The 24,764-nt window shown below is 71.3% G+C and carries 18 protein-coding genes; 4 read left to right on the top strand and 14 right to left on the bottom strand.

Annotation, left to right across the window (positions count from 1 at the left end):
- Positions 1-9 precede the first annotated feature (9 nt).
- The 6 genes from QRN40_RS02450 to QRN40_RS02425 all read right to left on the bottom strand — a co-directional run bounded on the left by QRN40_RS02450 (position 10) and on the right by QRN40_RS02425 (position 6,525).
- The gene (locus QRN40_RS02450; RefSeq protein ID WP_285113894.1) at positions 10-807 is read right to left on the bottom strand and encodes a glycosyltransferase family 2 protein; all 798 of its coding nucleotides are present in this window, start codon (positions 805-807) and stop codon (positions 10-12) included.
- Positions 804-1,694 (bottom strand): glycosyltransferase family 2 protein, encoded by an 891-nt coding sequence (locus QRN40_RS02445; RefSeq protein WP_285113893.1) that lies wholly within the window; start codon positions 1,692-1,694, stop codon positions 804-806. The genes QRN40_RS02450 and QRN40_RS02445 overlap by 4 nt, the downstream gene beginning before the upstream one ends.
- Positions 1,691-2,947 carry an ABC transporter ATP-binding protein gene (locus QRN40_RS02440; RefSeq protein WP_285113892.1) on the bottom strand — a complete coding sequence of 419 codons (1,257 nt, stop codon included), beginning with the start codon at positions 2,945-2,947 and terminating at the stop codon, positions 1,691-1,693. The genes QRN40_RS02445 and QRN40_RS02440 overlap by 4 nt, the downstream gene beginning before the upstream one ends.
- A gap of 2 nt (positions 2,948-2,949) precedes the next feature.
- Positions 2,950-3,849, bottom strand: a complete 900-nt coding sequence (locus QRN40_RS02435) for an ABC transporter permease (protein ID WP_285113891.1) — start codon at positions 3,847-3,849, stop codon at positions 2,950-2,952.
- 35 nt (positions 3,850-3,884) lie between these two features.
- Entirely contained in the window at positions 3,885-5,258 is a 1,374-nt protein-coding gene (locus tag QRN40_RS02430) for a glycosyltransferase family 4 protein (protein ID WP_285113890.1), read from the bottom strand.
- 196 nt (positions 5,259-5,454) lie between these two features.
- Positions 5,455-6,525, bottom strand: a complete 1,071-nt coding sequence (locus tag QRN40_RS02425) for a glycosyltransferase family 2 protein (RefSeq protein ID WP_285113889.1) — start codon at positions 6,523-6,525, stop codon at positions 5,455-5,457.
- Between the two features lie 77 nt (positions 6,526-6,602).
- On the opposite strand from QRN40_RS02425, the gene QRN40_RS02420 reads away from it, so the two are divergent.
- Entirely contained in the window at positions 6,603-9,542 is a 2,940-nt protein-coding gene (locus QRN40_RS02420) for a rhamnosyltransferase WsaF family glycosyltransferase (protein ID WP_285113888.1), read from the top strand.
- Here QRN40_RS02420 and QRN40_RS02415 read toward each other — a convergent pair.
- Together QRN40_RS02415 and QRN40_RS02410 are read right to left on the bottom strand one after the other, a co-directional pair.
- A complete protein-coding gene (locus tag QRN40_RS02415; RefSeq protein WP_285113887.1) occupies positions 9,473-10,996 on the bottom strand; it encodes a DUF2142 domain-containing protein in 1,524 nt (507 codons plus the stop codon). The two genes, QRN40_RS02420 and QRN40_RS02415, sit on opposite strands and share 70 nt — an antisense overlap.
- A gap of 11 nt (positions 10,997-11,007) precedes the next feature.
- Positions 11,008-12,372, bottom strand: coding sequence for a hypothetical protein (locus QRN40_RS02410; RefSeq protein ID WP_285113886.1), 1,365 nt, complete (start codon positions 12,370-12,372; stop codon positions 11,008-11,010).
- Between the two features lie 136 nt (positions 12,373-12,508).
- Between QRN40_RS02410 and QRN40_RS02405 the strand changes: the two genes are divergently transcribed.
- Both QRN40_RS02405 and QRN40_RS02400 read left to right on the top strand, forming a co-directional pair.
- Positions 12,509-14,986 carry a glycosyltransferase gene (locus QRN40_RS02405; protein ID WP_285113885.1) on the top strand — a complete coding sequence of 826 codons (2,478 nt, stop codon included), beginning with the start codon at positions 12,509-12,511 and terminating at the stop codon, positions 14,984-14,986.
- Positions 14,983-15,978 carry a glycosyltransferase gene (locus QRN40_RS02400; protein WP_285113884.1) on the top strand — a complete coding sequence of 332 codons (996 nt, stop codon included), beginning with the start codon at positions 14,983-14,985 and terminating at the stop codon, positions 15,976-15,978. Before QRN40_RS02405 ends, QRN40_RS02400 begins: the two co-directional genes overlap by 4 nt.
- Here the strand turns inward: QRN40_RS02400 and QRN40_RS02395 are convergent.
- The 5 genes from QRN40_RS02395 to QRN40_RS02375 all read right to left on the bottom strand — a co-directional run bounded on the left by QRN40_RS02395 (position 15,929) and on the right by QRN40_RS02375 (position 21,849).
- Positions 15,929-17,536: a DUF2142 domain-containing protein gene (locus tag QRN40_RS02395; RefSeq protein ID WP_285113883.1), complete on the bottom strand. Its 1,608-nt coding sequence runs from the start codon at positions 17,534-17,536 to the stop codon at positions 15,929-15,931. The two genes, QRN40_RS02400 and QRN40_RS02395, sit on opposite strands and share 50 nt — an antisense overlap.
- A 76-nt stretch (positions 17,537-17,612) precedes the next feature.
- Positions 17,613-19,157 (bottom strand): DUF2142 domain-containing protein, encoded by a 1,545-nt coding sequence (locus tag QRN40_RS02390; protein ID WP_285117426.1) that lies wholly within the window; start codon positions 19,155-19,157, stop codon positions 17,613-17,615.
- A 12-nt stretch (positions 19,158-19,169) separates the two neighbouring features.
- Complete coding sequence (locus tag QRN40_RS02385) at positions 19,170-19,547, bottom strand: DUF2304 domain-containing protein (protein WP_285113882.1); 378 nt, start codon at positions 19,545-19,547, stop codon at positions 19,170-19,172.
- Position 19,548: 1 nt separating this feature from the next.
- Positions 19,549-20,283, bottom strand: a complete 735-nt coding sequence (locus QRN40_RS02380) for a glycosyltransferase family 2 protein (RefSeq protein WP_285113881.1) — start codon at positions 20,281-20,283, stop codon at positions 19,549-19,551.
- A gap of 57 nt (positions 20,284-20,340) precedes the next feature.
- Positions 20,341-21,849, bottom strand: a complete 1,509-nt coding sequence (locus QRN40_RS02375; protein ID WP_285113880.1) for a DUF2142 domain-containing protein — start codon at positions 21,847-21,849, stop codon at positions 20,341-20,343.
- Between the two features lie 112 nt (positions 21,850-21,961).
- Between QRN40_RS02375 and QRN40_RS02370 the strand changes: the two genes are divergently transcribed.
- Positions 21,962-23,848 carry a hypothetical protein gene (locus QRN40_RS02370; RefSeq protein WP_285113879.1) on the top strand — a complete coding sequence of 629 codons (1,887 nt, stop codon included), beginning with the start codon at positions 21,962-21,964 and terminating at the stop codon, positions 23,846-23,848.
- A 19-nt stretch (positions 23,849-23,867) separates the two neighbouring features.
- Here the strand turns inward: QRN40_RS02370 and QRN40_RS02365 are convergent, their stop codons facing one another.
- Positions 23,868-24,755 (bottom strand): glycosyltransferase family 2 protein, encoded by an 888-nt coding sequence (locus tag QRN40_RS02365; protein WP_285113878.1) that lies wholly within the window; start codon positions 24,753-24,755, stop codon positions 23,868-23,870.
- Positions 24,756-24,764 lie beyond the last annotated feature (9 nt).

Raw genomic sequence — 24,764 nt, 5'->3', positions numbered from 1 at the left:
GGCCGGTCGTCAGCGGCTGTCGTCGAGCTGCAGGTAGCGGTAGAACTCCGCCTTGCGCTCGGCCAGCGTGTGATGCTGGTTGGTCTCGTCGAGCACGAATTCGACGGGGGTGTCGACCTTGCGCAGCACCCAGCCGCGCTTGCGGGCGTAGCCGCACATCCAGATGTCCTCGAGGAACGCGAAGTAGCGGGGGAGCTCGGTGAAGAACGAAGGGTCGGAGACGATCTCCAGGTCGCAGGCACAACCTCCCGTGCCCACGTAGCTGACGCGGTCGCCGGGCTCCGCGGGCGTGCGGGCCCAGTACTCGCCTTCCATCGTCCACGCCCAGATGCCGGCGATGATGTGCGGTCCGGAGGCGTCGAGCAGGTCGGTGAGGAAGTGGTCGCTGACGTCCTGGTCGTCGTCCAGCATCACGAAGGCGCCGCGGTCGCCGGCCGTCCACAGCTGACGGGCGACGAAGAACCGGCCGAGACCGCCGACGTTGACCGGGCTGCTGAACAGCGAGACCTCGGCGAGGGCCCCGTGCGGCCGGTAGGCGGCGATGCGCTCGCGGTAGTAGTCGTCGTCGGAGGGACGGTTGTTCCAGAGCAGGAGGCGCACCCGGGTGCCCTGCTGCGCATCCAACTGGGTGAGCACGGCGTCGATCCGCTCTCGACGGTTCCACAGGCACATCACCACGGCGATCTCGCCGGGGGCGCCCGCACGCAGCAGCTCGCGCATCCGGAACCGCCCGGCCCGGTAGCGGCGCATGGCCAGCCGCCAGCGGGCGGCGGAGACGGCACGGCGGGCGAAGGAGGCGGCACTCACCGCGAGACCCACCACAACCGGCCCCACAGACCGAGGCGCACGGCCAGCCGCAGCGGGGCGAAGTACCAGGCCGCGTAGCGCCGCGAGAGGTACCGGTAGGCGCTGTCGTGGTGCGCCTTCTCCATGCGCTTGCGCTCGCGGGAGGTGGAGTGGGCGCCGGTGTGGGTGACGACGGCCTCGGGCACGTAGACGTTGCGCCAGCCGGCACGGCCCAGCCGGTCGCCCAGGTCGACGTCCTCGAAGTACATGAAGTAGCCGGGATCGAAGCCGTCGAGCTCGCGGTACGCCGCGCCGCGCACGAGCACGCAGGCGCCGGAGAGCCAGCCGGCGTCGCGGCGAGTCTCCGTCTTGCCCTCCGCGCGGTAGCGGACGGTCCACGGGTTCCCCGGCCAGATGCGGCCGAAGAGGGCGTGGGCGACGCCGGTGCGCAGCGACGGGAGCCGCCGAGCGCTCGGGTACACCGTGCCGTCGGCGTCGAGGATCTTGGGGCCGAGCGAGCCGGCGCGCGGCAGCTGCTCGCCCGCGGCGACCAGGGCGTCGACCGCGCCCGGGGTGAAGATCACGTCCGGGTTGGCGACCAGGATGTAGTCCGGCGTCGCCGAGGCGGCGTCGACCGCGCCACGGACGCCGCCGCCGTAGCCCTCGTTCCGCTCCAGCTCGACGAAGCGGTACCCAGCGGCCCGGACCGCCGCGCCCACCTGGTCCGCTTCGGCGGAGGCGTTGTCGGCGACGATCACCTCGTCGATGCGCCCTGCGGTCGCGAGAGAGGTGAGGAACGGCTCGATGGTGTCCGCGGAGTTGTAGGTCACCGACACCACCAGCACCCGCGGGGCGGCGTGCGGGGCGCCACCGGCCGGTGCGGCGTCGCCCGTCCGGTCGGCCGTCACGCCGACGGCTCGACGACCTCGGGGACGGCGTGGACCATCCCGACCGCGAGCGGGTAGTACGGAACGTCGAACGAGCAGGCCTGCGGCATGTCGGACAGGTGCCGTCCGGCGCTGTCCATCAGCGAGGCGTTGACGAAGTACTTGCCGGCGCCGAAGCGGGCGTCGCGCAGCAGGAAGGCGACCGTCCGGCGCTCGCGGAGGCGGTCGAGGTCCGCACCGACACGGGTCGTCGTGGTGCCGTAGACGGGCTGGCCGAGCGTGTTGTCGATCTGGATGGCGCACATCCAGTCGTCGATGCCCTCGTCGTGCTCCAGGGTGACCTCGATGCGCAGGTCGTCGCCGGGGGCGACCGGGTCGCCGGGCGCTTTGCCGTCGGCCCACGCCCGCGCCTCGATGACGCGGCCGTGCTCGAACGTGACCTCGCCGTGCTTTGACACCTGCACGGCGGCCTCCGCCTCGGCCTCGAGCACGCGGCGGCCCTCGAGGATGTTGCGGAACTCGGTGACCGCGCCGCCGGGCTCGCCGTCGTAGACGACCTCGCCCTTGTTCAGGAGGATCGCGCGGTCGGCGAGCTCGGTCACCTGGCTGAGGTTGTGGGTGACCAGGATGATCGTGCGCCCCTCCTGCTGGAAGGACCGGATCTTGTCGAGGCACTTCCGCTGGAACGCCTCGTCGCCGACGGCGAGCACCTCGTCGACGAGCAGGAGGTCGGGGTCGGTGTGCACAGCCACCGCGAAGGCGAGCCGCACGTACATGCCCGACGAGTAGAACTTGACCTGCGTGTCGATGAAGTCGCCGATGCCCGAGAAGCTGAGGATCTCGTCGAACCGCTCCTCGGTCTCGGTGCGGCTGAGGCCGAGGATCGAGGCGTTCAGGTAGACGTTCTCGCGACCGGTCAGGTCGGGGTGGAAGCCGGCGCCCAGCTCCAGCAGGGCGGCGATGCGCCCGCGGCGCGCGACGCTGCCGCCGGTCGGCTCGATGATGCCGCCGATGACCTTCAGGAGCGTGCTCTTGCCCGACCCGTTGTGGCCGATGAGCGCGACCGTGTGGCCGGCCTGGATGTCGAGGTTCACATGGCGCAGCGCCCAGAACTCCTCGCGGTGCTCGCGGCCGCGGCCGAAGGCCACAAGCCGCTCCTTGAGCGAGTTGTCCTTGCGGATGACGAAGCGCTTGGAGACGTCCGCCACCGTGACGATCTGCGGAGTCTCGTCTTCCGTCGCGGCCGCGAGGGCCGCCGTCGTGTCGGTCGTCATGCTCACACCACCTGCGCGAAGTTGCCCTGCAGGCGCGCGAAGACCCGCTGGAAGCCGAAGAGGAGGACGATCCCGATGACGAACGCGATGCCCATCCGCAGGAGCAGCAGGTCGGGGTAGACGGCCGTGCCCTGCCCGCCGACCCACATGGCCTTCTGAAAGCCCAGCACGGCGAGGGTGATCGGGTTGTCGGTGTAGATGTCGAGCGCGAGTCCGTGCCCCAGCGCCTTGCTCACCATCGACCAGGAGTAGACGATCGGCGAGGCCCACAGCAGGAGCAGGAGCACGACCTCGACGAGGTACTGGATGTCGCGCAGGTAGACGTTCACCGCCGACAGCAGGAGGCCGAACGCCGTGCCGTAGAGCAGGAGCAGCAGCACCGACGGGATGAGGTACCAGGTCTCGGCGTGCAGCGGCGGCTTGCCCACGACGATCGTCGCGCCCAGCAGGATCAGGAACTGGATGATGAAGTTGAACCCGGCGGAGCCGACGCTCGCCAGCGGGAAGATCTCACGGGGGAGGTAGATCTTCTTGATCAGACCGGCGTTTCCGACGATCGACGCGGTCGTGCCGCTGATGATCTCGCTGAACAGCCCGTAGGCGGTGAGGCCGGTGAAGACGTAGATGGCGAAGTCGGGGATGCCCTTCGCGGCGCCGAGCACCTTGCCGATGACGATCGCGTAGATCAGCAGCTGGGTGAGCGGACGCACCAGCGTCCACACGAAGCCGAGCACGCTGTCCTTGTAGCGGGATTTCAGGTCGCGGCGGACGAGCAAGGAGAGGAGTTCGCGGTGGCGCAGGATGTCGCGTACCGCCGCCCAGGACCCTCCGGACTTATCGTCGCCGCCGACCGTCACCATCTGCTCTTGGGAGAGCGCACGGTATCGATCCAGTGCAGTCATTCAGTCGTCGTTTCTGTTCTCGGGCATTCGATGGATTATAGCTTGCGGCGCCGACCGGCGACCCATTCGGAGGCGGCCCGCAGCGGCCGGGTGAGCTTCCAGGAGGAGCTGCCCTCGAGCCCGGCGATGCGCTTGTTGAGGTCGTTGGTGATGCGGGTGCGCTCCGAGACGATCCCGGCGACCCGGTCGGGCGCAGGGGAGGGGTCGGCGCAGAACGCGACCAGCGGGCGGAGCGTGTGCTCCCAGGTGTGCTGCTGAGCGTAGACGGCGATGTTCGCCGCGATGCGCTCCCGGGCGCCCTCGTCGTAGAGCAGCTCCTCGAGGGCGCGTGCGAGCGCATCCACATCCTCCGGCGGGACGACCCGGCCGAGGTCGTTGTCGCGGATGATGTCGGCGAAGGTGTCGCCGTCGGTGCTGATGATGGGCAGCGAGGCCCACAGGTAGTCGAGGATGCGCGTCCGGAAGCTGAACGCCGTCTCGAGGTGCTCGTAGTGCGTGCTCACGCCCAGGTCGGCGTCGAGCAGGTAGTCGGCGCGGTCGGCGTAGGGCACCCACGAGTCGTTGAAGAACACCGTCTCGCCCGCGAGGCCCAGATCTTCTGCGCGCTTCCGCGCCTGGACGGCCATCTGCATGGTCGGGATGTTCGGGTTGGGATGCGCTGCACCCAGGAAGAACAGACGAAGGTCGGGATGCGCCTTCCGCGCGATCGCGACCGCTTCGATGAGCGTGAGCGGGTCGAACCAGTTGTAGATGCCGCCGCCCCAGACGATCACCTTGTCGTCCGGTCCGATCCCGGGAACGGTGCCCTTGATGCCGTGGCGCTTCTGGACCGGCGGCTCGTTCTGCACGCCGAACGGCGCGACGTCGAGGAGGGTGCGCAGGCTCGGGTCGCGGTCGTAGGTGGCCGGGTTGATCCGCGCGAGACCGGCGAGCTGGCCGAGCCAGAAGTCGCGCTGCTTCTCGGAGGCGCACACCAGGAAGTCGGCGCGCTCGAGCTGGTCGTTGAGCACCTCGACGGTGTCGATCGCGACGGCGAGCCGCTGCTCCGGGCCGAGGTCCTTGCCCTGCTCCAGCTGCTCCAGGTGCATGGGGTCGTAGATGTCGGCGACGATGATCGTGTCGGTCGACTTGATCCACGGGTGGCTGCGCAGGATGTGGCCCTGGAAGACGAGCACCTCGGCCCACTCGACGTGGCCCTTCAGGGCGGTGTCGTCAGCGAAGGCCACATGGAAGCGGTCATCCGCGATGTCGCTCACCCGGTTCGTCGAGATCAGGCGCACGTCGCCGATCGCGCTGAGCGCCTGGGCGATCTCCCACGCGCGGATCGCGGGTCCGGCCATCAGCTCGCCGAGCGTGTCGGGCGTCACCACGAGGATGCGGCGGCGGGCGGCGGGATCGGTGGTCGGCATGGTGCTCCTTCTGCGTCGTCGTGCGGGACCGCACCCACCGGTCCGGGCGAGACCGTTCAGAGGGCGACACCGCGGGAGGCCTCTCGCCCGCGTACGGGTAAGCGCCGAGCACGAAAGCCGCTTGGGACGTTACCACCGCTACCGGGGAGGAAGGTGTGCGAAGTGCCGGACGGCCGCGGTTCCGGTGTGCGTCCTCTCAGCCGCGACCGCCGCGCACCAGGCGCGCGGCGCCGTCGGCGAGGCGGACGACGCGGCGGCTCCGCAGCATCCCGAGCTCCTCGTGGAGCGCCCGGTTCTCCTCGCGGGCGGCGTGCAGCTCGGCGTGGGCGCGGGCGGTGTCGTCGAGGGCCGAGGCCAGGCGGCTGTCGAGCTCGGCGAGGGCGAGCCCGACGGCCCGGTCCACCGGCTCGCTCACGGCGTCGATCGGGGTGTCCGCCACCGGGGAGGACACGCGGTCGGCGATCCGGGTGTCCAGCACGTACTCGCCGCTCTCGAGACCGGCGGCGAGCTCGGCCGCGTCGGGGTGCCGGCACAGATAGAGGGGATAGAGCACTCCCGCCAGCAGGCGGCGGTAGTCGCGCATCCCGTGGTGGTTCGGGCTCGGCGTCAGGTCGGAGTTCTCGTACGCGGTGCCGGCGTTGCGGACCTTCCGGCTGTACTGGTCCCACGAGCGCCAGGGGAAGTGGAGCACCTCGACCTCGGAGCCCTCGGGCACCGGTCCGCGGTTCTCCAGGCTGACGAAGTGGTTGCCCTGCACCACCTCCACGCCGGGATCGCCGATGTGCACGGCGTCGTGCGTGGCGTGGGCCTTCAGGCCGACGCGGTGCAGGGCCTCCGTCGAGCGCAGGTCGCGGTAGATCAGGCGCTGCAGGCCGGTGCCGGCGAGAGCGGCCGGTCCGATCATGTCGTGCACGGGGACGTCGAAGGCTTGGATGCGCTTCGGGATGCCGCTGAAGGCATCCTTCAGGGTCAGGCCGTCCGCGCGGGGGAGCCAGAACTCGTCGGCGTCGGCGTTGATCACCCAGTCGGCGCCGTGCTCCGTCGCCGCCTCGCGTGCCATCCGGGTGACGGTGACGGCCTGCTGCTTGCGGTGGACGGGGTCGTGGTGCAGCACGATCCGGCCGTCGGCGGCGTAGCCCTCGAGCAGTTCGGCGGTGCCGTCGACGGAGCCGTTGTCGGTGACGATGATGACGTCGACGCCCTGCGCCAGATGGTGATCGATCATCGCGCCGACGATGTCGGCCTCGTCGCGGACCATCAGGGTCATCGCAAGAATCACGGGCGCCTCCTCGCCCCCAGTCTAGGCGGGACGTGCGCGGCGCCTGCCCGGCTAGACTTGCCCGGATGAACGCATGGATGAGCGGCGCACGTCGCACGCTCGGCCGCCTGCTTCCCCCGCAGTCGCGTCCCGGTAAGGCGCTCCGTGCCGGCAAAGAAGCCGCACGGACCTTCCGATCCGAGCTGCGACCGCCGGCAGCGCTGCCGGGCCGGGTCGGGCCCGGGCTGACCGACTACGACGAGTGGCGCGCCCAACAGCCCCCGCTCGACCCGCTGCCCGCGGGAGCGACGACCACCTTCCTGGTGGTCGTCGAGACCACGGGCGCCGACGACGAGCAGGAGTCGGCGCGCGTGCAGACGACGCTCGACAGCCTGACCGCGCAGGTCGCGGTCGAGCCGCGTCCGCTCGTCCTGCGCACCGGGACCCCGCTGCGTGAGCTGCTGCCCGACGTGGAGGAGGACTTCGTCCTCTTCCTCAAGGCGGGATCGGTGCTCGATCCGCATGCGCTCGAGCAGGTCGCCAAGGAGCACCGGGTCGACCCCGTGCGCCGCGTGATCGCCTTCGACTCGGATCGCCTCGCCGCCGACGGCAAGCGCGTGTCCCCGCTGTTCCGGCCGGTGTGGTCGCCGGAGATCATGCTGGGCGCCAACTACCTGGGCCGCGCGTTCGCCATCCGCGTCCCCGACGCCGGGGCCGTCACGGGCGTGACCCTCGACGATCACGGGATCTGGCGCCTCCTGCTGCACTCGGAGCTGACCGACGCCTCCGTCGGGCGGGTGCCGCACGTGCTGCTGTCCGTGCCCGACGACCCGAGCGCCCCCGCCACCGCGGAGGACGCCGCCATGCTGGCCCGCGCGCTGCGCGACCGGGGCGAGGACGCGACGGCCGAGGTGAGCAACGGCGTGGTCCGCGTGCGCTTCCAGCCCGAGCGCTGGCCGTCCGTCTCCATCGTCGTGCCCACCCGGCACAGCCGAGCGAACCTCGAGCGACTGCTCCCGAGCCTGGCGCAGACCGACTATCCGGAGTTCGACGTCACCGTCGTGGACAACGGCGGCGAGACCGAGGAGAACGAGGCCTGGTACGCGTCGCTCGACCCCGGCATCCCGCTGCGCCACGTCTGGTGGCACGAGGAGCCGTTCAACTACTCGCGCGTGAACACCGTGACGGCCCGGGGGACCGCGGGGGAGGTCCTGGTGTTCCTCAACGACGACACCGAGGTCGCGGACGCCGGCTGGCTGCGCGAACTGGTCGGGATGCTGCACCGCGAGGGCGTCGGCACCGTCGGGTTCCAGCACCGCACCGCCGACGGACGTGTGCAGCACGGCGGGGTCATGATCGGGCCGGGCGGATTCGCCGCGAACCTCTTCGCCGGGATGGACCCCGAGGCCGACACCCTGATCGGACCGGTGCGCTGGTACCGGAACACGCTGGCGGTGACGGCGGCCTGCGTCGGCATCCGGCGCGACCTCTTCGAGGAGGTCGGCGGGTTCGACGAGCGCTTCCAGCTCACCGGCAGCGACGTCGTCCTGGGCCTCGACCAGGTCATCCGCGGGCGCCGGAACGTCGTCATCCCCTTCGACGCGGTCCGGCACTTCGAGTCGCTGACGCGTGGCGGGACCGCTCCGCGAGCCGACTCCTTCGCCAGCTACTGGCGCTACCAGCCGTGGCTGGCGAGCGGAGACCCCTATATCTCGCCGAACGTGTGCCGCCTGGTGGAAGTGCCCCGGTTCGCGGCGAAGGACGACCCGCCGCCCCTCCAGCTGACCATGGCGGGTCTCGGCCGGCCGTGGAAGTCGGACGCGCAGCAGTCCACCATCTCCGAGGACGCGACGGCCCTGCTGCCGCTCGCCACCATCACGGCGGAGGAGGTCGCGCACGTCATCGACACGCACCGCACGACCACCGGACGCCGCGAGGTGCGCACCATCAACTGGCTGCTCCCCGGCTTCGACCTGCCGTTCTTCGGCGGGGTCAACACCACCCTGCGGATCGCCGACAAGCTGGCCCGCGAGCACGGCGTCGTCAACCGGTTCCTGGTGAACGGCCACCCGGCGAACGAGTTCTACGAGTCGGCGATCGTGGCGGCGTTCCCCGGCCTCGCCGGTTCCGAGGTGGGCAACTACTACGGCACCGAGGAGGGCCTCGCAGCAGTCCCGCCCGCCGATGCGGCCATCGCGACCTTCTGGCTCACCGCGCGGGATGTGGCCAAGACCCCCGGCACTCCGCGCAAGTTCTACCTGATCCAGGACTACGAGCCGTCGTTCTACCCGGCGAGCACGATGTTCGCGATGACCGAGCAGACGTATCGTCTCGGGCTCTACGGCATCTGCAACACCCGGAGCATGCACGACATCTATGCGGGCGGCTACGGCGGGACGGCGACCTACTTCGACCCGGCCGTCGACCGCAGCATCTTCCACGCGCAGGGGCGGCCGGAGCGTTCGGCCGATGATCCGGTGACGATCTTCGCCTACGCACGCGACCACTTCCGCAACTGCTGGGAGCTCGTCTTCGCCGCGTTGAGCGAGATCAAGCGGCGCTACGGCGACCGGGTGCGCATCGTCGCGGCCGGGGCCAAGTACCTGCCGCCCTCCGCCGACTTCATCGACCTCGGGCTGCTCGACTACCGGGCCACCGGGAGGCTGTACCGCGACACCGACATCGGCATCACGCTGCAGATCTCACGGCACCCGTCGTACCTCCCGCTCGAGCTGATGGCGAGCGGGGTGGCGATGGTCGTGCCGGACTCGCCGTGGTTCCGCTGGCTGTTCCAGCCGGGCGAGAACGCGCGGACGACGATGATGACCTACGACGAGGTCGTCGCCGGGCTCGACGAGCTCGTCCGGGATGCCGAGACGCGCCGGCGCATCGCCGCGGCGGGTGTCGCCACCATCGACGCGGAGCACTCCGACTGGGATGCGGCGCTCGACGGGATCTACGAGTTCCTGTGCGACCCCGAGTCGAACGCAGTCCCTACGGCGGCTCCGCCCTGGATCGCTCCCTGACGCACTGCGAGGCGCGGTAGGGCCCGCCACACCGCGATCACCCCGAACGCCAGCGCGGCGATGGTGAGCAGGGTGAGCAGGATCGTGCCGCCCGGAGGCTGCCACTGCGGGTCCAGGAGGAATCGGACCCAGGAGTTGTCCGTCACGGCGTAGCGGCGGAGGGTGAACGCGAAGGCGGAGAACAGCCCGATCGCGAGGAGCACGACGAGCGTGCGCACGACATCCACCGACGCCCGGGTCAGCGGCCGTCCGGCGGCGTCGAGCGCCAGGCCTCCGGCGATGGCGATCAGCAGGAGCACCGCGAGCATGTAGCGTCCCTGCCACACGTCGCCGACCTGACGCCACAGGGCGACCTGCGTCGCGATGGGGACGATCAGGAGCACCGCGGTGAACCCGGCCGCGACCCAGCGTTCGCGGCCCCGGCCGAGCACGAGCGGCAGCACGATGATCGCCAGGAACATGGCCGTCCACAGCGTCTGCACCCCTTCGGGCGCGGGCACGTCGACGGTTCCGAACTGGCCGGTGAGCTGGCGCCAGTACACGAAGGTGTTCTCGACCATGTTCTGGGCGACGGTGACCAGGCTGCCGGGGGTGGGATGCGCCTGGCCCTGGACCCCGTTGCCGGGCCGCGTGAACCAGAACAGCTGCGCGGCGCCGATCACCGCGAGAGCGGCGAGGACGACCCAGGTCGAGGTGCGGCGGGACAGCGCGCGCCAGTCGTCCCTGCGCAGGAGCGCGAGCACCCCGGCGCCCGCCACGACGACCCACAGCAGGCCGAGACTCCGGCCGCCCGTGACCAGGGCGGTGGAGGCGACGGCGGTCGCTGCGGCGAAGCCGAACGACCAGCCCGAGGGCCGTACCCGCGCCAGCACGAGCAGCGAGGCGAAGAGCGCGCCGGCGGCGGCCATCTCCACCGCGTTCGGGTTGATGGCCCCGCCGAGGAAGACGACCTCGGGTGTGACGGTCGCGAGCGGCACGAGCAGCGTCCACCGTGCGCCGGGGAGGCGGCGGAGAAGCACCGCGGTCGCAGCGAAGAACGCGGCGACGAGCGCAGCGGAGAGCAGGCGCATCCCGAAGAAGGCGGGAAGTCCGGAGAGGACGAGGGTCGGCAGGCCCACGATGACGTAGTACACCGGCGAGTTGGTCTGCGCGGTGCTGATCGTGTCGCGCAGCTCGGAGCCGTAGGGCGAGGTCCCCACGCACGCCGGCGTCTTGTCCGGCCGCCCGGCGAAGCAGGACCCTGCGCCCGGGATGTAGAGGTAGCCCGGCGCCTGGAAGTGCCGGCCGTCGCCGACGATCTGCCCGTGGGCCGCCGCGGCCGCGCGGACGGTGTGGGAGGCCTCGTCGGGGACGGCGTAGACGGGCGTGGCGAGCGACCAGGCTCCCATGATCACGAAGAGGACGGCGAACACCGAGGCGAACAGCCGGCCGGGGAAGCGCGCGGCGGACGACACCGGATCCACGGTCAGCCCTGTGGGAGGACGAGGGAGGCGAGGAACGTCAGCGCACCGACCCCGGCGAAGATCCAGCGGGGGACCGGGCGCCGTGCGAGCAGGAGCGCCGCGCACGCCAGGAACAGCGGGACGAGCGAGATGCCGTAGCGGCCGGGCGGGGGATCCGGGTACGTGCCGAGGGTCACGTAGGTGACCGCCGACAGCAGCGGCGCCGAGATCACGGCGGCGGCGAAGGTCGCGAGGGCGACCGCGTTGCGGCGACGGCCCCAGCGGGCGACCATGAGCAGACCGATCACGCCGGCCACGGCGATCCAGGAGACCGCGTAGTTGACGAAGAGACCGGGGCCCTTGAGGAACGTCGTGATGTCGCCGACGCCCTTGGTCGCCGTGTCGATGAACAGGCCCGACTGCAGGATGATCGAGGTGATGCCGAGCGGGCGCACCTTCCCCATGTCCGGCGCCGGTCCCACCGCGGTCGCGTTCGAGTAGACGAGCCACGCGAGCTGCGCGGCCACCGAGACGACGACAGCGACGATGACGGTGATGGTGCGGCTGTCGGCGAACAGCCGTCCGATCCAGGAGGCGCGCGAACTGCGCTCGCGGTACGCGGCGACCCCGACGCGCAGCAGCACGAACAGCACGGCCGCGGCCACCGCGGCGAGGTTCTGCACCTTCAGGAGCGTCACGAACGCCGCGCCGGCGACGAACAGGATGCGCCCGCGCCGGTGCTCCACGAAGGTCGCGAGATACAGCATCAGGCCGCCGGCGAACAGGGCCGTCGCGTCCGTGCTGATGTACGTGTTCGACCAGTAGGCGGGGAGGGAGCCGATCATCAGCAGCCCGGTCGCGGTCGCCGCGACCGGGTGCACCCGCAGCCTGCGGAGGGCGAGGTAGAGCAGCAATGCCGCGGCGGCCAGCCAGATCGCGCCGATGAAGCGGCCCGCATCCACGAGTCCGACGCCCGCCCAGACCAGCGGCTCGGCCAGCACCCGCGTGATGGCGAAGTAGAGGGGGGTGTAGATGTACGCCGACGTGGCGCCGTGGAACGGGAACAGTTCCTTGTTCTCGGCGTTGGTCAGCGAGCAGCGCGCGTCGGGCGCCGGCTGCAGGAGGCGCAGGCCGCGGCATCCCAGCTCCTGCCGGGCGAAGGTGCCGGTCTGCTCGCCGCGGTGCACGGTGCCCTGCGTCGCCACCTTGGCGAAGTAGTCGATGTAGACGTACTCGTCGACGGGCGAGACGCCCTTGTGCGCGGGGACCTGCACGATCCCGACCAGCAGCGACGCCAGGATCAGGAGAGCAGGGCCGATCGACGCCCGCGAGAACAGCCGCTCCCGGAAGCGGGGGCGGGGGGCCGCCGTGGCGGTCTCGGTCTGCATGCGGTGGCGGCCTCACATCGTTCGCGTGCCGGGCGGGGGAACGCCAGAGAGCTTAGCAAGTCCGGCTGGCGCGCCCCGGGCGACCCACAGGGCCGCTTGGTAGGCTTGCGGCCGGATTCGCCAGCGAAAGGACCGCATGCCCATCACGCGCCCCGGAGTCGTCTCGGTCGTTCTCGTCAACTTTCGGGGAACCGACGACACGCTGACCGCCATCGAGCATCTCGGCCGCCTCGACTGGCCCGCCGACCGCCTCGAGATCGTCGTGGTGGAGAACGCCTCGGGCGACGACAGCGCCGAGCGCATCCGCCGTGAGGCCCCGCACGTGGTGCTGATCGAATCCAAGGCCAACCTCGGTTTCGCCGGCGGCTGCAACCTCGGCGTCCGATCGGCGTCCGGCGAGTACGTCGCCTTCCTCAACAACGACGCGAAGCCGGATGCCGCCTGGGTCCGGGCGGCGGTCCAGCGCTTCGAGTCGAGCTCGCGCGTCGGCGCGGTCGCCAGCCGGGTGCTCGACTGGGACGGCGACAAGGTCGACTACATCGGCTCGGCGATGACCTGGTTCGGCCAGGGCTACAAGCCGCTGACCGCGCAGCCCGTGCCGACCACCCCGGATGTCCCCAAGGATGTCCTCTTCGGCACAGGGTCGGCGATGTTCGTGCGCCGCTCCGTCTACGAGGCGCTCGGCGGTTTCGACGAGCGGTTCTTCATGTTCTTCGAGGACGTCGATCTCGGCTGGCGTCTCAACCTCGCCGGCCACCGCTTCGTCTACGAGCCGGCCTCGCTGGCGTACCACAAGCACCACGCGTCCATGTCGTCGTTCGGCGCGTTCAAGGAGAGCTACCTCCTCGAGCGGAACGCGCTGTTCACGCAGTACAAGAACCTCGGCGACGAGGCGCTGGCCACGGCGCTGCCCGCGACCCTCGCGCTGACCATTCGCCGCGGCGTGGCCAAGGGCGGCCTCGACTCCACCGAGTTCGACCTGCGCAAGGGCGGGTCGAACGACCCGACCATGGAGATCGGCAAGGAGACGGTCGCCGCCGTCTACGCCATCGACCAGTTCGTCGAGCACCTCCCCGGCCTCGCGGCCGACCGGGAGCGCATCCAGAGCAGCCGGGTCGTCGCCGACAGCCGGATCTGGTCGCTGTTCGGCGAGACCGACGCCCCCTCCTACACGGACGAGCACTACCTGGAGGGCTACGACAAGCTCGCCACCGCGTTCCCGGTGACCGAGCGGCCGGCCGTGACCCGCGTGCTCATCATCACCGGCGATCCGATCGGCGCGAAGATGGCCGGCCCGGCCATCCGTGCCTGGAGCATGGCCGAGGCGCTGTCCAAGGACAACATGGTGACCCTGGTCTCGCTCGCCGGCGTCGAGCCGGTGTCCGCGGCCTTCGACGTCGTGCACGTGCGCCCCGGCGACGACCGCGCCATGCGCGCGCTCGAGCGCGAGAGCGACGTGATCGTGTTCCAGGGTCTCGCGATGGCGCTCTTCGAGAGCCTCCGCAAGACCGACCGGATCATCGTCGCCGACGTGTACGACCCCATGCACCTCGAGCAGCTCGAGCAGGGCAAGGAGCTCGGCCGCGCGCAGTGGGACAAGCAGGTGCTCGACGCGACGGACGTGCTGAACGAGCAGCTCGAGCGCGGCGACTTCTTCCTGTGCGCCTCCGAGCGCCAGCGTCACTTCTACCTCGGCCAGCTGGCCGCCCTCGGGCGGATCAACCCGGCCAACTACGACGAGGACCCGGACCTCGACGGCCTGATCGACGTCGTCCCCTTCGGCCTCTCCGAGACGCCCCCGGCGCACGAGCGCGACGTGCTCAAGGGCGTGCTGCCCGGCATCGGAGCGGACGACAAGCTGCTGCTCTGGAGCGGCGGCCTCTACAACTGGTTCGACCCCAAGTCGCTGATCGAGGCGGTCGCCCGGCTGTCGGAGACGCACGACGACGTCCGGCTGTTCTTCCAGGGCACCAAGCACCCGCATCCCGGCGTCCCGGAGATGGGGATCGTGGCAGAGTCGCGCCAGCTCGCGCAGGACCTCGGCGTGCTCGACCGCTCCGTCTTCTTCAACAGCTCGTGGGTCGACTACGCCGACCGCCAGAACTACCTCACCGAGGCCGACGCGGGCGTGAGCACGCACTTCTCGCACGTCGAGACGACGTTCTCGTTCCGCACGCGCATCCTCGACTACCTGTGGGCGGGACTGCCCATGGTGGTGACCGAGGGCGACCACTTCGCGCAGCTGGTCGAGGAGGAGAAGCTCGGCATCGTCGTGCCCTCCGGCGATGTGGATGCGCTCGCCGCGGCCCTCGAGACCGTGCTCTACGACGAGAAGTTCATCCGCCTGGCGAAGCGCAACGTCGCCCGCGTGCGCCAGCGCTACTTCTGGGGCGTCGTGCTGGAGCCGCTGGTCCGGTTCGTCGCCGACCCGCGGCACGCCGCGGACCTCGTCGCCCGCGGCGTCGTCGGCCAGGGCGGTCCCGCCCGCCGCACGACGACGCGGCGGAAGAAGCACGGCATCCGGCACGACGTCGGTCTCTTCTTCCACTACCTCGGCAACGGCGGCCCGACCGTCGTGGCCAAGAAGATCCGGAGCCGGCTGGGGCGCCGGTGACGCTCGCGCCCGCCGTCTCCGTCGCGCTGTGCACCCACAATGGCGCGCGCTTCATCCGGAGGCAGCTCGCCGGGATCCTGGCCCAGACCCTGCCGCCGGCGCAGCTGGTGGTGTCGGATGACGCGTCTGCCGACGACACGCTCGCGCTCGTCGAGCAGGAGCTGACGGCGCACCGCGCCTCCGGCGCCCCGACGCCGCGGCTCCTGATCCTGCGGAACGAGACGCCGCTCGGTGTGACGGCCAACTTCGAGCAGGCTCTCCGCGCGTGCGACGGGCAGCTCATCGCTCTGAGCGACCAGGACGACGAGTGGGAGCCGGACAAGCTGGAGCGGATGGCCGCCTACTTCGCCAACCGCCCGGGCCTCGGGTTCCTCCACACCGACGCGACGCTGATCGGCGACGACAGCATGCCCGCGGGCGGCACCCTGTTCGGCGTCCTCGAGGTCACGGAGGAGGAGCGCGCGGCCGTCCATTCCGGGCGCGCGTTCGATATCTTCGTGCGGCGCAACCTCGCCACCGGCGCGACCGCCATGATCACCGCCGACCTGCTCCAGGCCGCGCTGCCGTTCCCGGCCGAGTGGGTGCACGACGAGTGGCTGGCCGTCCAGGCGGCCGCGCGCGACCGCCTCGACCTGAGCGAGCGGCCGCTGACCCGGTACCGGCGGCACGACGAGAACCAGATCGGCGCCGGGGATCCGACCCTTCGGCACAAGATCGGCCGTGTGCTCGGCCGCCGCGGGGAGCGCAACCGCATGCTCGCGGTGCGCTCACGCCTCCTCGCCGACCGGCTGGCGGACGCCGACGGCATCCCGTACGAGCATCGCGCGCTCGCGGAGGAGAAGGCCGAGTTCGAGGCGGCCCGTGCGGCGCTGCCCGCGCTGCGGGTGGCCCGCATCCTGCCCGTGCTGCGTCTCTCCGCGGGCGGACGCTACGAGCGGCTGGCTAGCCGTCGACGGCTGGACGTCCTGCGGGACCTGCTGCAACCGTCCTGACCTCGCGGCCCTCGCTCGCGTCGGAGGCCGCGCGGAACAGCAGCACGGCGGCCACGGTCAGTGCCGCCGCGGCGGTCAGCAGCGCCAGCACGACTCCGCCGGGCGGTGCCCAGGCCGGCGAGCCGAACAGGAAGGTCTTGACTGAACCGCTGGAGCCGACCGCGTAACGGTGCAGCGCCGCCTCGAACGCCCACAGCTGGCCCGCGGCGGCCGCTGTGACCACCAGGATGCGTAACCGCAGCCATGCCGACGGCGCGCGGAACGCGTCGCGCCCGAGCAGCGCCGCTAGCCCGATCACCAGGCACAGGAAGAGCGGGAGGTTGTAGCGTCCCTGCCAGATCAGTCCGCCGCCGTGGATGTACACCGCCTGCACCAGCGCCGGCAGCAGGAGGAACGCGCCGACGAGCACCGCTGCGATCAGCAGCCGGCGTCCGCGCAGCACGAGCAGCGCGCCCACCGCGAGGGAGCCGATGGCGAGACCCCAGCCGTAGAGCACGGGGTCGGGCGCCGGGGTGTCCAGCCAGCCGAAGAGGCCCACGAGGCCCTGCGAGTATCCGATCGTGCCGAGGAACACCTTCTGGAAACCGGTGACCGGGGAAGCGCCGACCCCGGGGAACTGCAGGGCGTCCTCGGGATGCGCGATGGCGTTGGCGAGCGAGTTCGTGGCCAGCGTCCAGCCGACGGCCGCGAGCGTACCCGCCGCGATGACGGAGATCGCGACGATCACGGAGGGACGGCGCAGCAACTGCAGCAGCGCGGCGCCCCTCACCAGCAGCAGCGGGACGGCCAGGGCGGCGAGCACCCACAGCGGGGAGAGGCCGCGGGCGTTCACGGCGACGACGGCCGAGACGGCCACGATCGCCACGCGGCCGCGAAGCCGCGCAGGATCGGGCGAGAGTGTGATCGCGAGCATCCCGCAGAACACCGCGAGTGTGGCTGTGGCCTCGACCGCACTCGGGTTCACGGTCCCGCTGAGGAACAGCAGCATCGGGGTGACCGCGACGGCGAAGGCGAGGACCGGGAACCGGCGATCGCGGAGCGTCATCACGACCGAGAAGGCGAGGGCGGCGAACAGCGCAGAGAGCACGGCGCTGGCCACCCGTATCGCGGTCAGCCCGGCCGAGTCGCCGAAGAGCAGGGACGGCCAGCCCACCAGCGCGTAGTACAGCGGGTTGTACAGCCCGGCGGAGGTTGGGGCGACCACGGTGTCCGCCGGGTCGCCACCGGGGACGGGACACGCCGCCGGGATGCTCGGCTGGAAGGCGTAGCAGGTGGCCCGGTGCGAGTCGGCGACGTACCGCGGCACGTGCACGAGGTTGCCCCACGCCGAGGGCTCGCCGAACAGCTCACCGCGGGCGACGCTGGCGGCACGGACGATGTGGGCCGGCTCATCCGGCGAGGCCGAGGGCGGAGTCGCCCACGCCCAGACGGCACCGAGCACGGCGAGGACGGCCCAGGCGGCGAAGAAGGCGGCGACCGGACGCCGTGCTGCTGTCGTGGGGAGGACGGCGACGATGCGGGTGAGCTCCCGCTGCCCGGTTGCCGTCGGCGTCGTCACCGCCGGGCGACGGGCAGCGTCGCCCGCGGGCCGGCATCGGTCAGTGGAGGCACGGCCACACCCTAGCGGAGAAGCGCTACGGCGTCGTAACGGCCACCGGGCGGGTCGATACCTCCGTCAGGGAGGCCGACAGCCGGGTCGCGCGGATCACCAGCCAGGCCGCACCCGCGAGGACCAGCACCTCCAGCAGCAGCCAGATGAGCACACCGCCGGGCGGGCTCCACGGCGGCGTTCCGAGCAGGAACGCCTTGAGCGATCCGGTGAGCCCGACGGAATACCGTCGCATCGTGTTCTCGAACGCATAGAACTGCGCGACCGCCAGGCCGACGGCCGTCACCAGCGTGAGCCGGCGCATCCACACGGGCCAGGTGATGGGCGCGATCGTCTGGTCGAGCGCGACGGCCACGCCGACGCACAGGCAGACGAAGAGCGGAAGCGCGTACCGACCCTGCCAGATGATGCCGCCGCCGGTGATGTAGGCCGCCTGGACGACCGGCGGGAGCAGCACGAACGCCCCGAGCAGGGTGAGGGCGAAGGCCAGCCGGCGACCGCGCAGCACGCAGACGGCCGCGAGCAGCAGCGCGCCGATCAGGCCGGCCCAGAGGAAGAAGACCTCCGGAGGCGCGGGAGTGTCGAGCCAGCCGAACAGGCCGATGGCGCCGTGGGCGTACTCGACCGTGCGCAGCAGGGTGATCCAGAATCCGCTCAGCGGATTCACCCCGATGCCGGGGAAGTGCTGCGGGGTCGAATCCGGGTTGTCGACCGCGTTGTGCAGCGAGTTGCTGCCCAGGGTCCAGGCGAACGCGAAGAGTGTCGCGAGCGCGACGACGGCTGCCGCGATCCACACGGGCCGCCTGCGCAGCAGGTCTCGCAGGGTCTCCACCCGGGCGAGGAGCAGGGGAACGGCGATCGCGATGAGGGCCCAGAGCGGGGACAGGCCGCGGGCGTTGACGGCGAACGCGCCGGCGACCGCCACGATGGCGGCGCGCACCGGCAGGAGGGCGGGGCGCGGGTCGATGACGACCGCGACCATGGCGGCGAACAGCGCGAGGATGCCCGTCGCCTCCACCGCGCTCGGGTTCACCGAGCCGCCGAGGAAGAGCAGTGCCGGCGTCATCGCGAGCGAGAAACCGAGGACGGTCAGCGCCCGCCGCCGCAGCGTCCAGAGGACCGAGAACCCGAGCGCGGCGAACAGCGACGTCAGGATGCCGCTCATGATCCGCATCGCGTAGACGCCGCCGACGTCGTGGAAGAGCAGCGAGGGCCAGCCGACGACCGCGTAGTAGATCGGGTTGTACAGCCCGGCCGTCGTCGGAGCCTGGGTGAGGGCGTCGGGGTCGGCGAGCGGGGGAGTGGACGCGGGGCCGCGGGTGGTGCAGTCCGCCGTCACGCCCTGATTGAAGGCGAAGCAGGTGTCCTGCCCGGTGCGGGCGATGTAAGCCGGGACCGTGACGATGTGACCGTCGCGCGACGGCGTGCCGATCAGCTCGCCCCGGACCACGCTCGCCGCGCGGATGATGTGGGCGGGCTCGTCGGGCGATGCGGAGATCGGGGTCGCGAACGACCAGCAGGCGCACAGCGCCGAGAGCAGCGCCCACACGACCAGCAGTGGACGCCACATGCCTCGCACCCGTTACTCCTTCTCGCGGCTCAGCTGGGCGACCCGCTCCTCGAGCTGACTGATGCGCAGCTCCTGCAGGGCGCTCCGCTCAGCGAGGGTGCGGGACTTGCTCTCCAGGGTCGTCAGCTCGGAGCTGTGCTGGATGCAGACGAGGAACAGCACGGCGATGCTGACGAAGAACACGAGGTTGACCGGAGCGCCGACGCCGACGAGGCCGGCCGCCCAGTCGAGGATCGTCGGGAAGACCCCGATGATCAGCGCCAGTGTGCCGGCGACGATCCACCAGATGGCGTGCCGCTCCCGCATCCGCCCGCGGCGGAGCATCTCGACGACGACCACGAGGGTGAGGAGGGCGGCGAGGATTCCGAAGATGTAACTGGTGATCGACATGTCAGGCGGTCGCCGTCTCCTTCAGGGCGGTCTTCGGCCGCATCAGGGCGACCAGCAGGGCGACGAACGCCCGAGCGAGGTACACCGCGGCCTTGATCGGGTTGTGGGAGGGTTGCCCGGCTGCCCGTGGACGCATCGCAACGGGGACCTGGGTGACCCGCAGACCGGCGCGCGCCGCGATGACGAGGGCCTCGACCGTGTCGCCCAGGTACTCCGCGGGGAACGAGTGCGCGAACAGGGCCACGGCCCGGGGGCCGTTCGCCTTGAAGCCGCTCGTCGTGTCCTTAAGCGGCGACTGCACGACGCGGCTGAGCACGGAGGACAGCACGTTCATCGCCCAGCGTCGCGGTCCGCGGACGGAGTACTCGCCCTCGCCGGAGAAACGCGCCCCGATCACGAGGTCGGCGTCGTCCAGTGCCGCGAGGAGGGTGGGGACGCTGCCCGGGTCGTGCTGTCCGTCGGCGTCGATCTGCACGACCACCGCGTAGTCGTTCTCGACCGCGTACTGGAAGCCCAGCCGCATCGCGCCTCCGACGCCCATGTTGAACGGCATGGAGGCGACCAGTGCGCCGGCCTCGTGCGCGCGCTCCGCGGTGGCATCGAGCGACCCGTCGTCGACGACGAGCACAGCCGCACCCGGAAGCTTCTGCTGGACCTCTGCGATCACCGCCGCGACCGACTCCTCCTCATTGAAGGCGGGCATGACGATGAGAGTGTCGGAGAGGGCGTAGGGCATGGCAGTCACGGTACTAGATGGGGGCGGACTCGGGCGGGCGGACACCGAGCGTCGCTCTCATTCTCGCACGGGCTCTCTGGATGCGAGCAGCCAGGCCCCTGCGACGGAGGCCGCGGTGAGCACGAGGACGGGAGCGACCCATCCCCCCGGCGGCTGCCACAGCGGGTGCCGCAGCAGGTCGAGCCAGGTGCCCGTCGGAGTGAGCCCGGTGACGTAGCGGCGCACCATCCACACGAAGGCGGCGACGTGCCCGATCCCGAGGAGGACGACGCCGACACGGACCAGCGGGCGCAGCGGGAGGTCGAACCGGGCGCCGAGCCCGCGGTCGAGGCCGATGCCCGCCAGGACCACCAGCAGGACCGCCGGAGCGAGCGTGTACCGGCCCTGCCAGATGTACCCGGCGTCGCCGATCACGGCCGCCTGCGAGAACGGCGGGACGAAGACGATCGCGAGGGCGACCGGGAGCGCGGCGAACCCGACGCGGCGTCCGCCGTAGACCAGGCCGGTGAGCAGGAGCCCTCCGCCGAGGGTCGCCCAGATGAGGATCGCGATCGCCGGAGCGGGGATCTCCAGCCAGCCGAACTGCGCGATCCAGCCGGTCATGAAGGAGGACGTCTGATCGATGGTCCACGAGAAGCCCTGGCCCCAGCTGCTACCGGCGCCGATCGGCTGGTAGGCGGGCGTCAGGGGGCGCGGACGCAGGTAGAACACCGCGACCGCGAGCGTCACGGCGACGACGATCCCGACACCGACCCACGTCGCCCACCAGCGGAACACCGTCCGCAGCACGGCCCGGTCGCTCAGGATGAGCGCGGCGACCAGGGCGAGCAGCAGCCAGAGCAACGCGATGCTGCGCGTGTTGACCAGCAGGATGCTCACGACGACGACGCCGGCGAGCCGCCACGCCAGGATGCGCCGGGACGACTCGGTCGCGAAGGTCGCCAGCAGCAACGCGAAGGCGGCCGCGGTCGCCGCCACCTCCAGTCCGTTGGGGTTCACCGTCCCGGAGAGGAACAGGGTCATCGGTGTCACCCCGACGGCCAGGGCGAGGGTCGCCCAGCGCGCGCGGGGCAGTGATCGCAGCGCCACGAAGGCGAGCGCGAGGAGGGCCGCGCAGAGGGCGGCGCCGACCAGGCGCATCGCGTAGAGACCCTTCGCGCCGTCGAGGACGGCGGTGGGCCAGCCGACCGCCAGATAGAACACCGGCGTGCTGATCCCCGTCGAGGAGTGGCCGGTGGTGACCGCATCCTCATCGGCGATCGGGGTGACGCACGCCGGCGTATGGGTGACGTCGCGCTTGAAGCACGGCATGTGCTTCTCGAGCTGGGCGAAGTACTCGGAGACGCGTAGGTCGAGGGTGCCGGGGACGGCCCGGGACTCGGGTCCGAACAGCTGCCCGTGAGCCGCCGCGTAGGCGCGCATCGCGTGCGCCGGCTCGTCCGGGCTCGCGCCCTGGGGAGTGGCCAGCGAGTACGACCCCATCATCAGGAAGAGCACGCCGAATGCCAGCCAGAACGTCGTCCACGGGCCCCTCGGGCCGGTCCGGCGGCGCGGCTGATCGGTCATCACGGATCCTGTCGATCGCGGATCCCGCCCCTCCAGAGGGAGACAGGACTCGTGAGGTAGGTTCGAGTGCTGGGCGGAGGCAGCCCCGGCAGGCACGACGAAATGGGGACAGGTGGACGATACCATCCGACGCTCAGGCGCCCGGTGGTGGGTCGCCGGCGCACTCCTCGTCGTCGCGCTCGGCGGTGCGGCGCTCGCCGCCGCGGGCGTGACCATCTGGGTGCTCGCGGCCGCCGCCGCGCTCTCGGTCGCCGCCGCCTTCCGCTCGCGCCCGGTCGGCGTCGCGGCGGGTGTCGTCGTCCCGCTGGTCGCCCTGGCGTTCGCCGTGCGGGCGTTCCCCAAGGTCGGCCTGGGCCTCGCGGTGGGCAATGTCCTCGTACTGACGGCTGTCGTCCTCATCGCGTGCGTCGCGATCGTCCTCGGCCGCGGGTTCCGGGTGCCGTCGACCGTGGAATGGTGGGGTGCGCTCGCTGCCGCCGTCGTGCCGGCCGTGGTCGCCGTCGTGTTCAGCGGCCTTCCGCTGCTGCGCGGTGGCCAAGCGCTGTCGTGGGCGATGCAGAACGACGCGGTGTGGAACCTGGTCGCCTCGCGCTTCCTGATCGCGGACGACGGGCTCATCCCGTCGCTCCACCCCAACGTCTCCCCGCTCGTCTCGGTCATGCTCGCGGCCGGGATGGCTCCGGGCCGTCCCGCGGCAGGCGCGCCGGGGATGCTCCAGCACGACATCGCGGCGATGGCGGGGGTGTTCGCCGCCTCGACGGTGGTGACGGCCTTCCTCGCGGGACTCGTGGCCGCGCAGCTGGTCCGGGGACGCCATCCGGTGCTGCGTTCGATCGCGGCGGTCGTCGCGTCGGCGCTCATCCTCTCGTGGTTCGTCGCGGGGTTCTCGATCCAGTTCGGGTTCTACAACGTGATGCCGACGCTGGCGTGCCTGTTCGCGGCGTGGCTCGCCTGGCGGGGAGCGGAGCACACCCCCGTCGCTTCCGTCTGCGTGCTGCTGCTGGCGGCCACGGCGCTGCTCGCCCTGTGGGCGTTCCTCGCCGTGATCCCATTGGTCCTCGCCGCTGTGGCGGGGGTCCGCTGGTTGGCCTCCGCCCGCTGGCGCGGCGGGCTGCCCCGTGGCATCCCGTGGTCGTCCTGGGCGGTTCTCGCGCTCGCGGCCCTCCAGCTGGTCGCCTACGTCCTCGTCTTCTCGATCCCGGACCTGCGCCGCGAGCAGAGCGCGCTCGCGCAGGGCGGCTCCATGGCGCCGGTGACCCCGGCGCTGCTGTTCACACTGGCCGGGGTGGCCCTCGCGCTCGCCGCGGTCACGGCCACGTCGCCCGGCCGCCGATCGGATCTGCTCGGGGTGCTGGCCATCGTCGTCCCCGCCGTCGGCGTCTACGTCTTCCTCGCCCGGAGCGTGGGACCGGACCAGTACGCCTGGGGTTACTACCCGGCCAAGCTCGTCTGGTTCATCGGCATCCTGCTGCTCGTCATCCTGCTCGGGATGGCGCTCGACCGGCTGGTGCTGCTGCCGCTCGCCGTGTGGACGCGGGTGACCGCCGTCATCGGCGTGCTGGTCGCCGTGATCTCGACCGCCGCCGGTGTGCTCCCCAAACCCCCGACACTCGGTGCACTGGTGCCGTACACCGACATCGTCCACGGCCAGGGCGTCGCGGCGGGCGACGCCGTCCTCCCGACCCTGTTCGCCCTCAAGGATCCCACCGCGCAGCGGACGATGCTCGCCGGGTACTTCGACTGGAAGGCCGACGCCTTCGCCGATCTGTGGCTCCTCGGTGCCGCTGCGAAGAGCGGGACCGACCCGATCCGCGGGCACAGTTACGCGCTCGACACCGACGACCGGGAGCAGGTGTGCGCGGCGCTGAAGACCTGGGGGCCGGGCGTCGTGATCCGCACGCGGGACGCGGGTCTGGAAGCCGAGCTGCAGAAGCTCTGCCCGGGCAACGGCGCCGAAGTCGTCGTCGGCCCCATCCGCTCAGGCGCCGGGGCCCGCTAGGGCGCAGAGGCCTGGTCGCTCACCAGCCGCGGAGGATGTGCCGCGCGAGCGCCCGCAGGCCGTTACCGTCGCGCTTCGCGACGGCCGAGGGGAGCTTCGTGGCGGCGTTCAGGCGCGACGACCAGTGCGCGCCCGCGACCCGGGCCGCACGTCGCCAGCCCCGCGCCCGCAGGCGCTTCTTGGCGTCGAGGAAGAACGCGCGCTCCTCGTCGAACCGGGTGCCGTCCTGCGCGGTCCACGACGACACGCTGCCCGCGTGCCGGCGGTAGCGGAAGGTGCGCTCCGGCAGCAGCACGAGGCTTCCGCCGTCGAGCACGATGTCCAGCTGCAGCGCGAGGTCGAGGACCACGTCGAAGGCAGCGTCGAAGCCATGCCGGCGCACCGCCGCGGTGTTCCAGCACATCGACGGGAAGTACGTCCAGTTGCCGCGGAGGAGGCTGACCGCGAGCTCCTGCCCCGACAGCACCGTCGGCTCGGAGCGGGTGGGGCGGTACCAGGACTTGACCCGGTCTGCGAGCGGCAGCGCGGGGGAGCCGTCGTCGGCGATGACCGTGACGGCGGGCTGGTAGTACGAGCCGTCGGGGTGGCGCGCGATCGCCGCGCGCATCCCTTCGACGTATCCCGGCTCCATCAGGTCGTCGCAGCCCATCAGGACGAAGTGCTCGGCGCGGACCAGGTCGACGGACTTGCTGAAGTTGCCGCTGACCCCGAGGTTCGTCTCGTTGCGGAGGTACTCGATGCGCGGGTCGCCGAGCGCCGAGACCCACTCCCCGGGAGCGGTGTCGGGGTAGACGTCGTCGATCACGACGAGACGCCAGTCGCCATCGGTCTGGGCCCGGACACTTTCCACGGCGTCGCGGAACAGGCCGGGGTCGCCGTAGAACGGCATCATGATGTCGATCGTCACTGCGTCCAG

Origin of the sequence: Leifsonia sp. fls2-241-R2A-40a, assembly GCF_030209575.1 — a bacterium.
Taxonomy (GTDB): domain Bacteria; phylum Actinomycetota; class Actinomycetes; order Actinomycetales; family Microbacteriaceae; genus Leifsonia.
The sequence above is the reverse complement of the archived record's forward strand: the minus strand, read 5'-3'. Positions and strand labels throughout refer to the sequence as shown.

What these genes read in the sequence shown, in the direction of transcription:
- QRN40_RS02440 (WP_285113892.1), bottom strand. Translation starts at nt 2,947, where the DNA reads ATGACGACCGACACGACGGCGGCCCTCGCGGCCGCGACGGAAGACGAG.
- QRN40_RS02435 (WP_285113891.1), bottom strand. Translation starts at nt 3,849, where the DNA reads ATGACTGCACTGGATCGATACCGTGCGCTCTCCCAAGAGCAGATGGTG.
- QRN40_RS02430 (WP_285113890.1), bottom strand. Translation starts at nt 5,258, where the DNA reads ATGCCGACCACCGATCCCGCCGCCCGCCGCCGCATCCTCGTGGTGACG.
- QRN40_RS02425 (WP_285113889.1), bottom strand. Translation starts at nt 6,525, where the DNA reads ATGACCCTGATGGTCCGCGACGAGGCCGACATCGTCGGCGCGATGATC.
- QRN40_RS02420 (WP_285113888.1), top strand. Translation starts at nt 6,603, where the DNA reads ATGAACGCATGGATGAGCGGCGCACGTCGCACGCTCGGCCGCCTGCTT.
- QRN40_RS02410 (WP_285113886.1), bottom strand. Translation starts at nt 12,372, where the DNA reads ATGCAGACCGAGACCGCCACGGCGGCCCCCCGCCCCCGCTTCCGGGAG.
- QRN40_RS02405 (WP_285113885.1), top strand. Translation starts at nt 12,509, where the DNA reads ATGCCCATCACGCGCCCCGGAGTCGTCTCGGTCGTTCTCGTCAACTTT.
- QRN40_RS02390 (WP_285117426.1), bottom strand. Translation starts at nt 19,157, where the DNA reads ATGTGGCGTCCACTGCTGGTCGTGTGGGCGCTGCTCTCGGCGCTGTGC.
- QRN40_RS02385 (WP_285113882.1), bottom strand. Translation starts at nt 19,547, where the DNA reads ATGTCGATCACCAGTTACATCTTCGGAATCCTCGCCGCCCTCCTCACC.
- QRN40_RS02380 (WP_285113881.1), bottom strand. Translation starts at nt 20,283, where the DNA reads ATGCCCTACGCCCTCTCCGACACTCTCATCGTCATGCCCGCCTTCAAT.
- QRN40_RS02375 (WP_285113880.1), bottom strand. Translation starts at nt 21,849, where the DNA reads ATGACCGATCAGCCGCGCCGCCGGACCGGCCCGAGGGGCCCGTGGACG.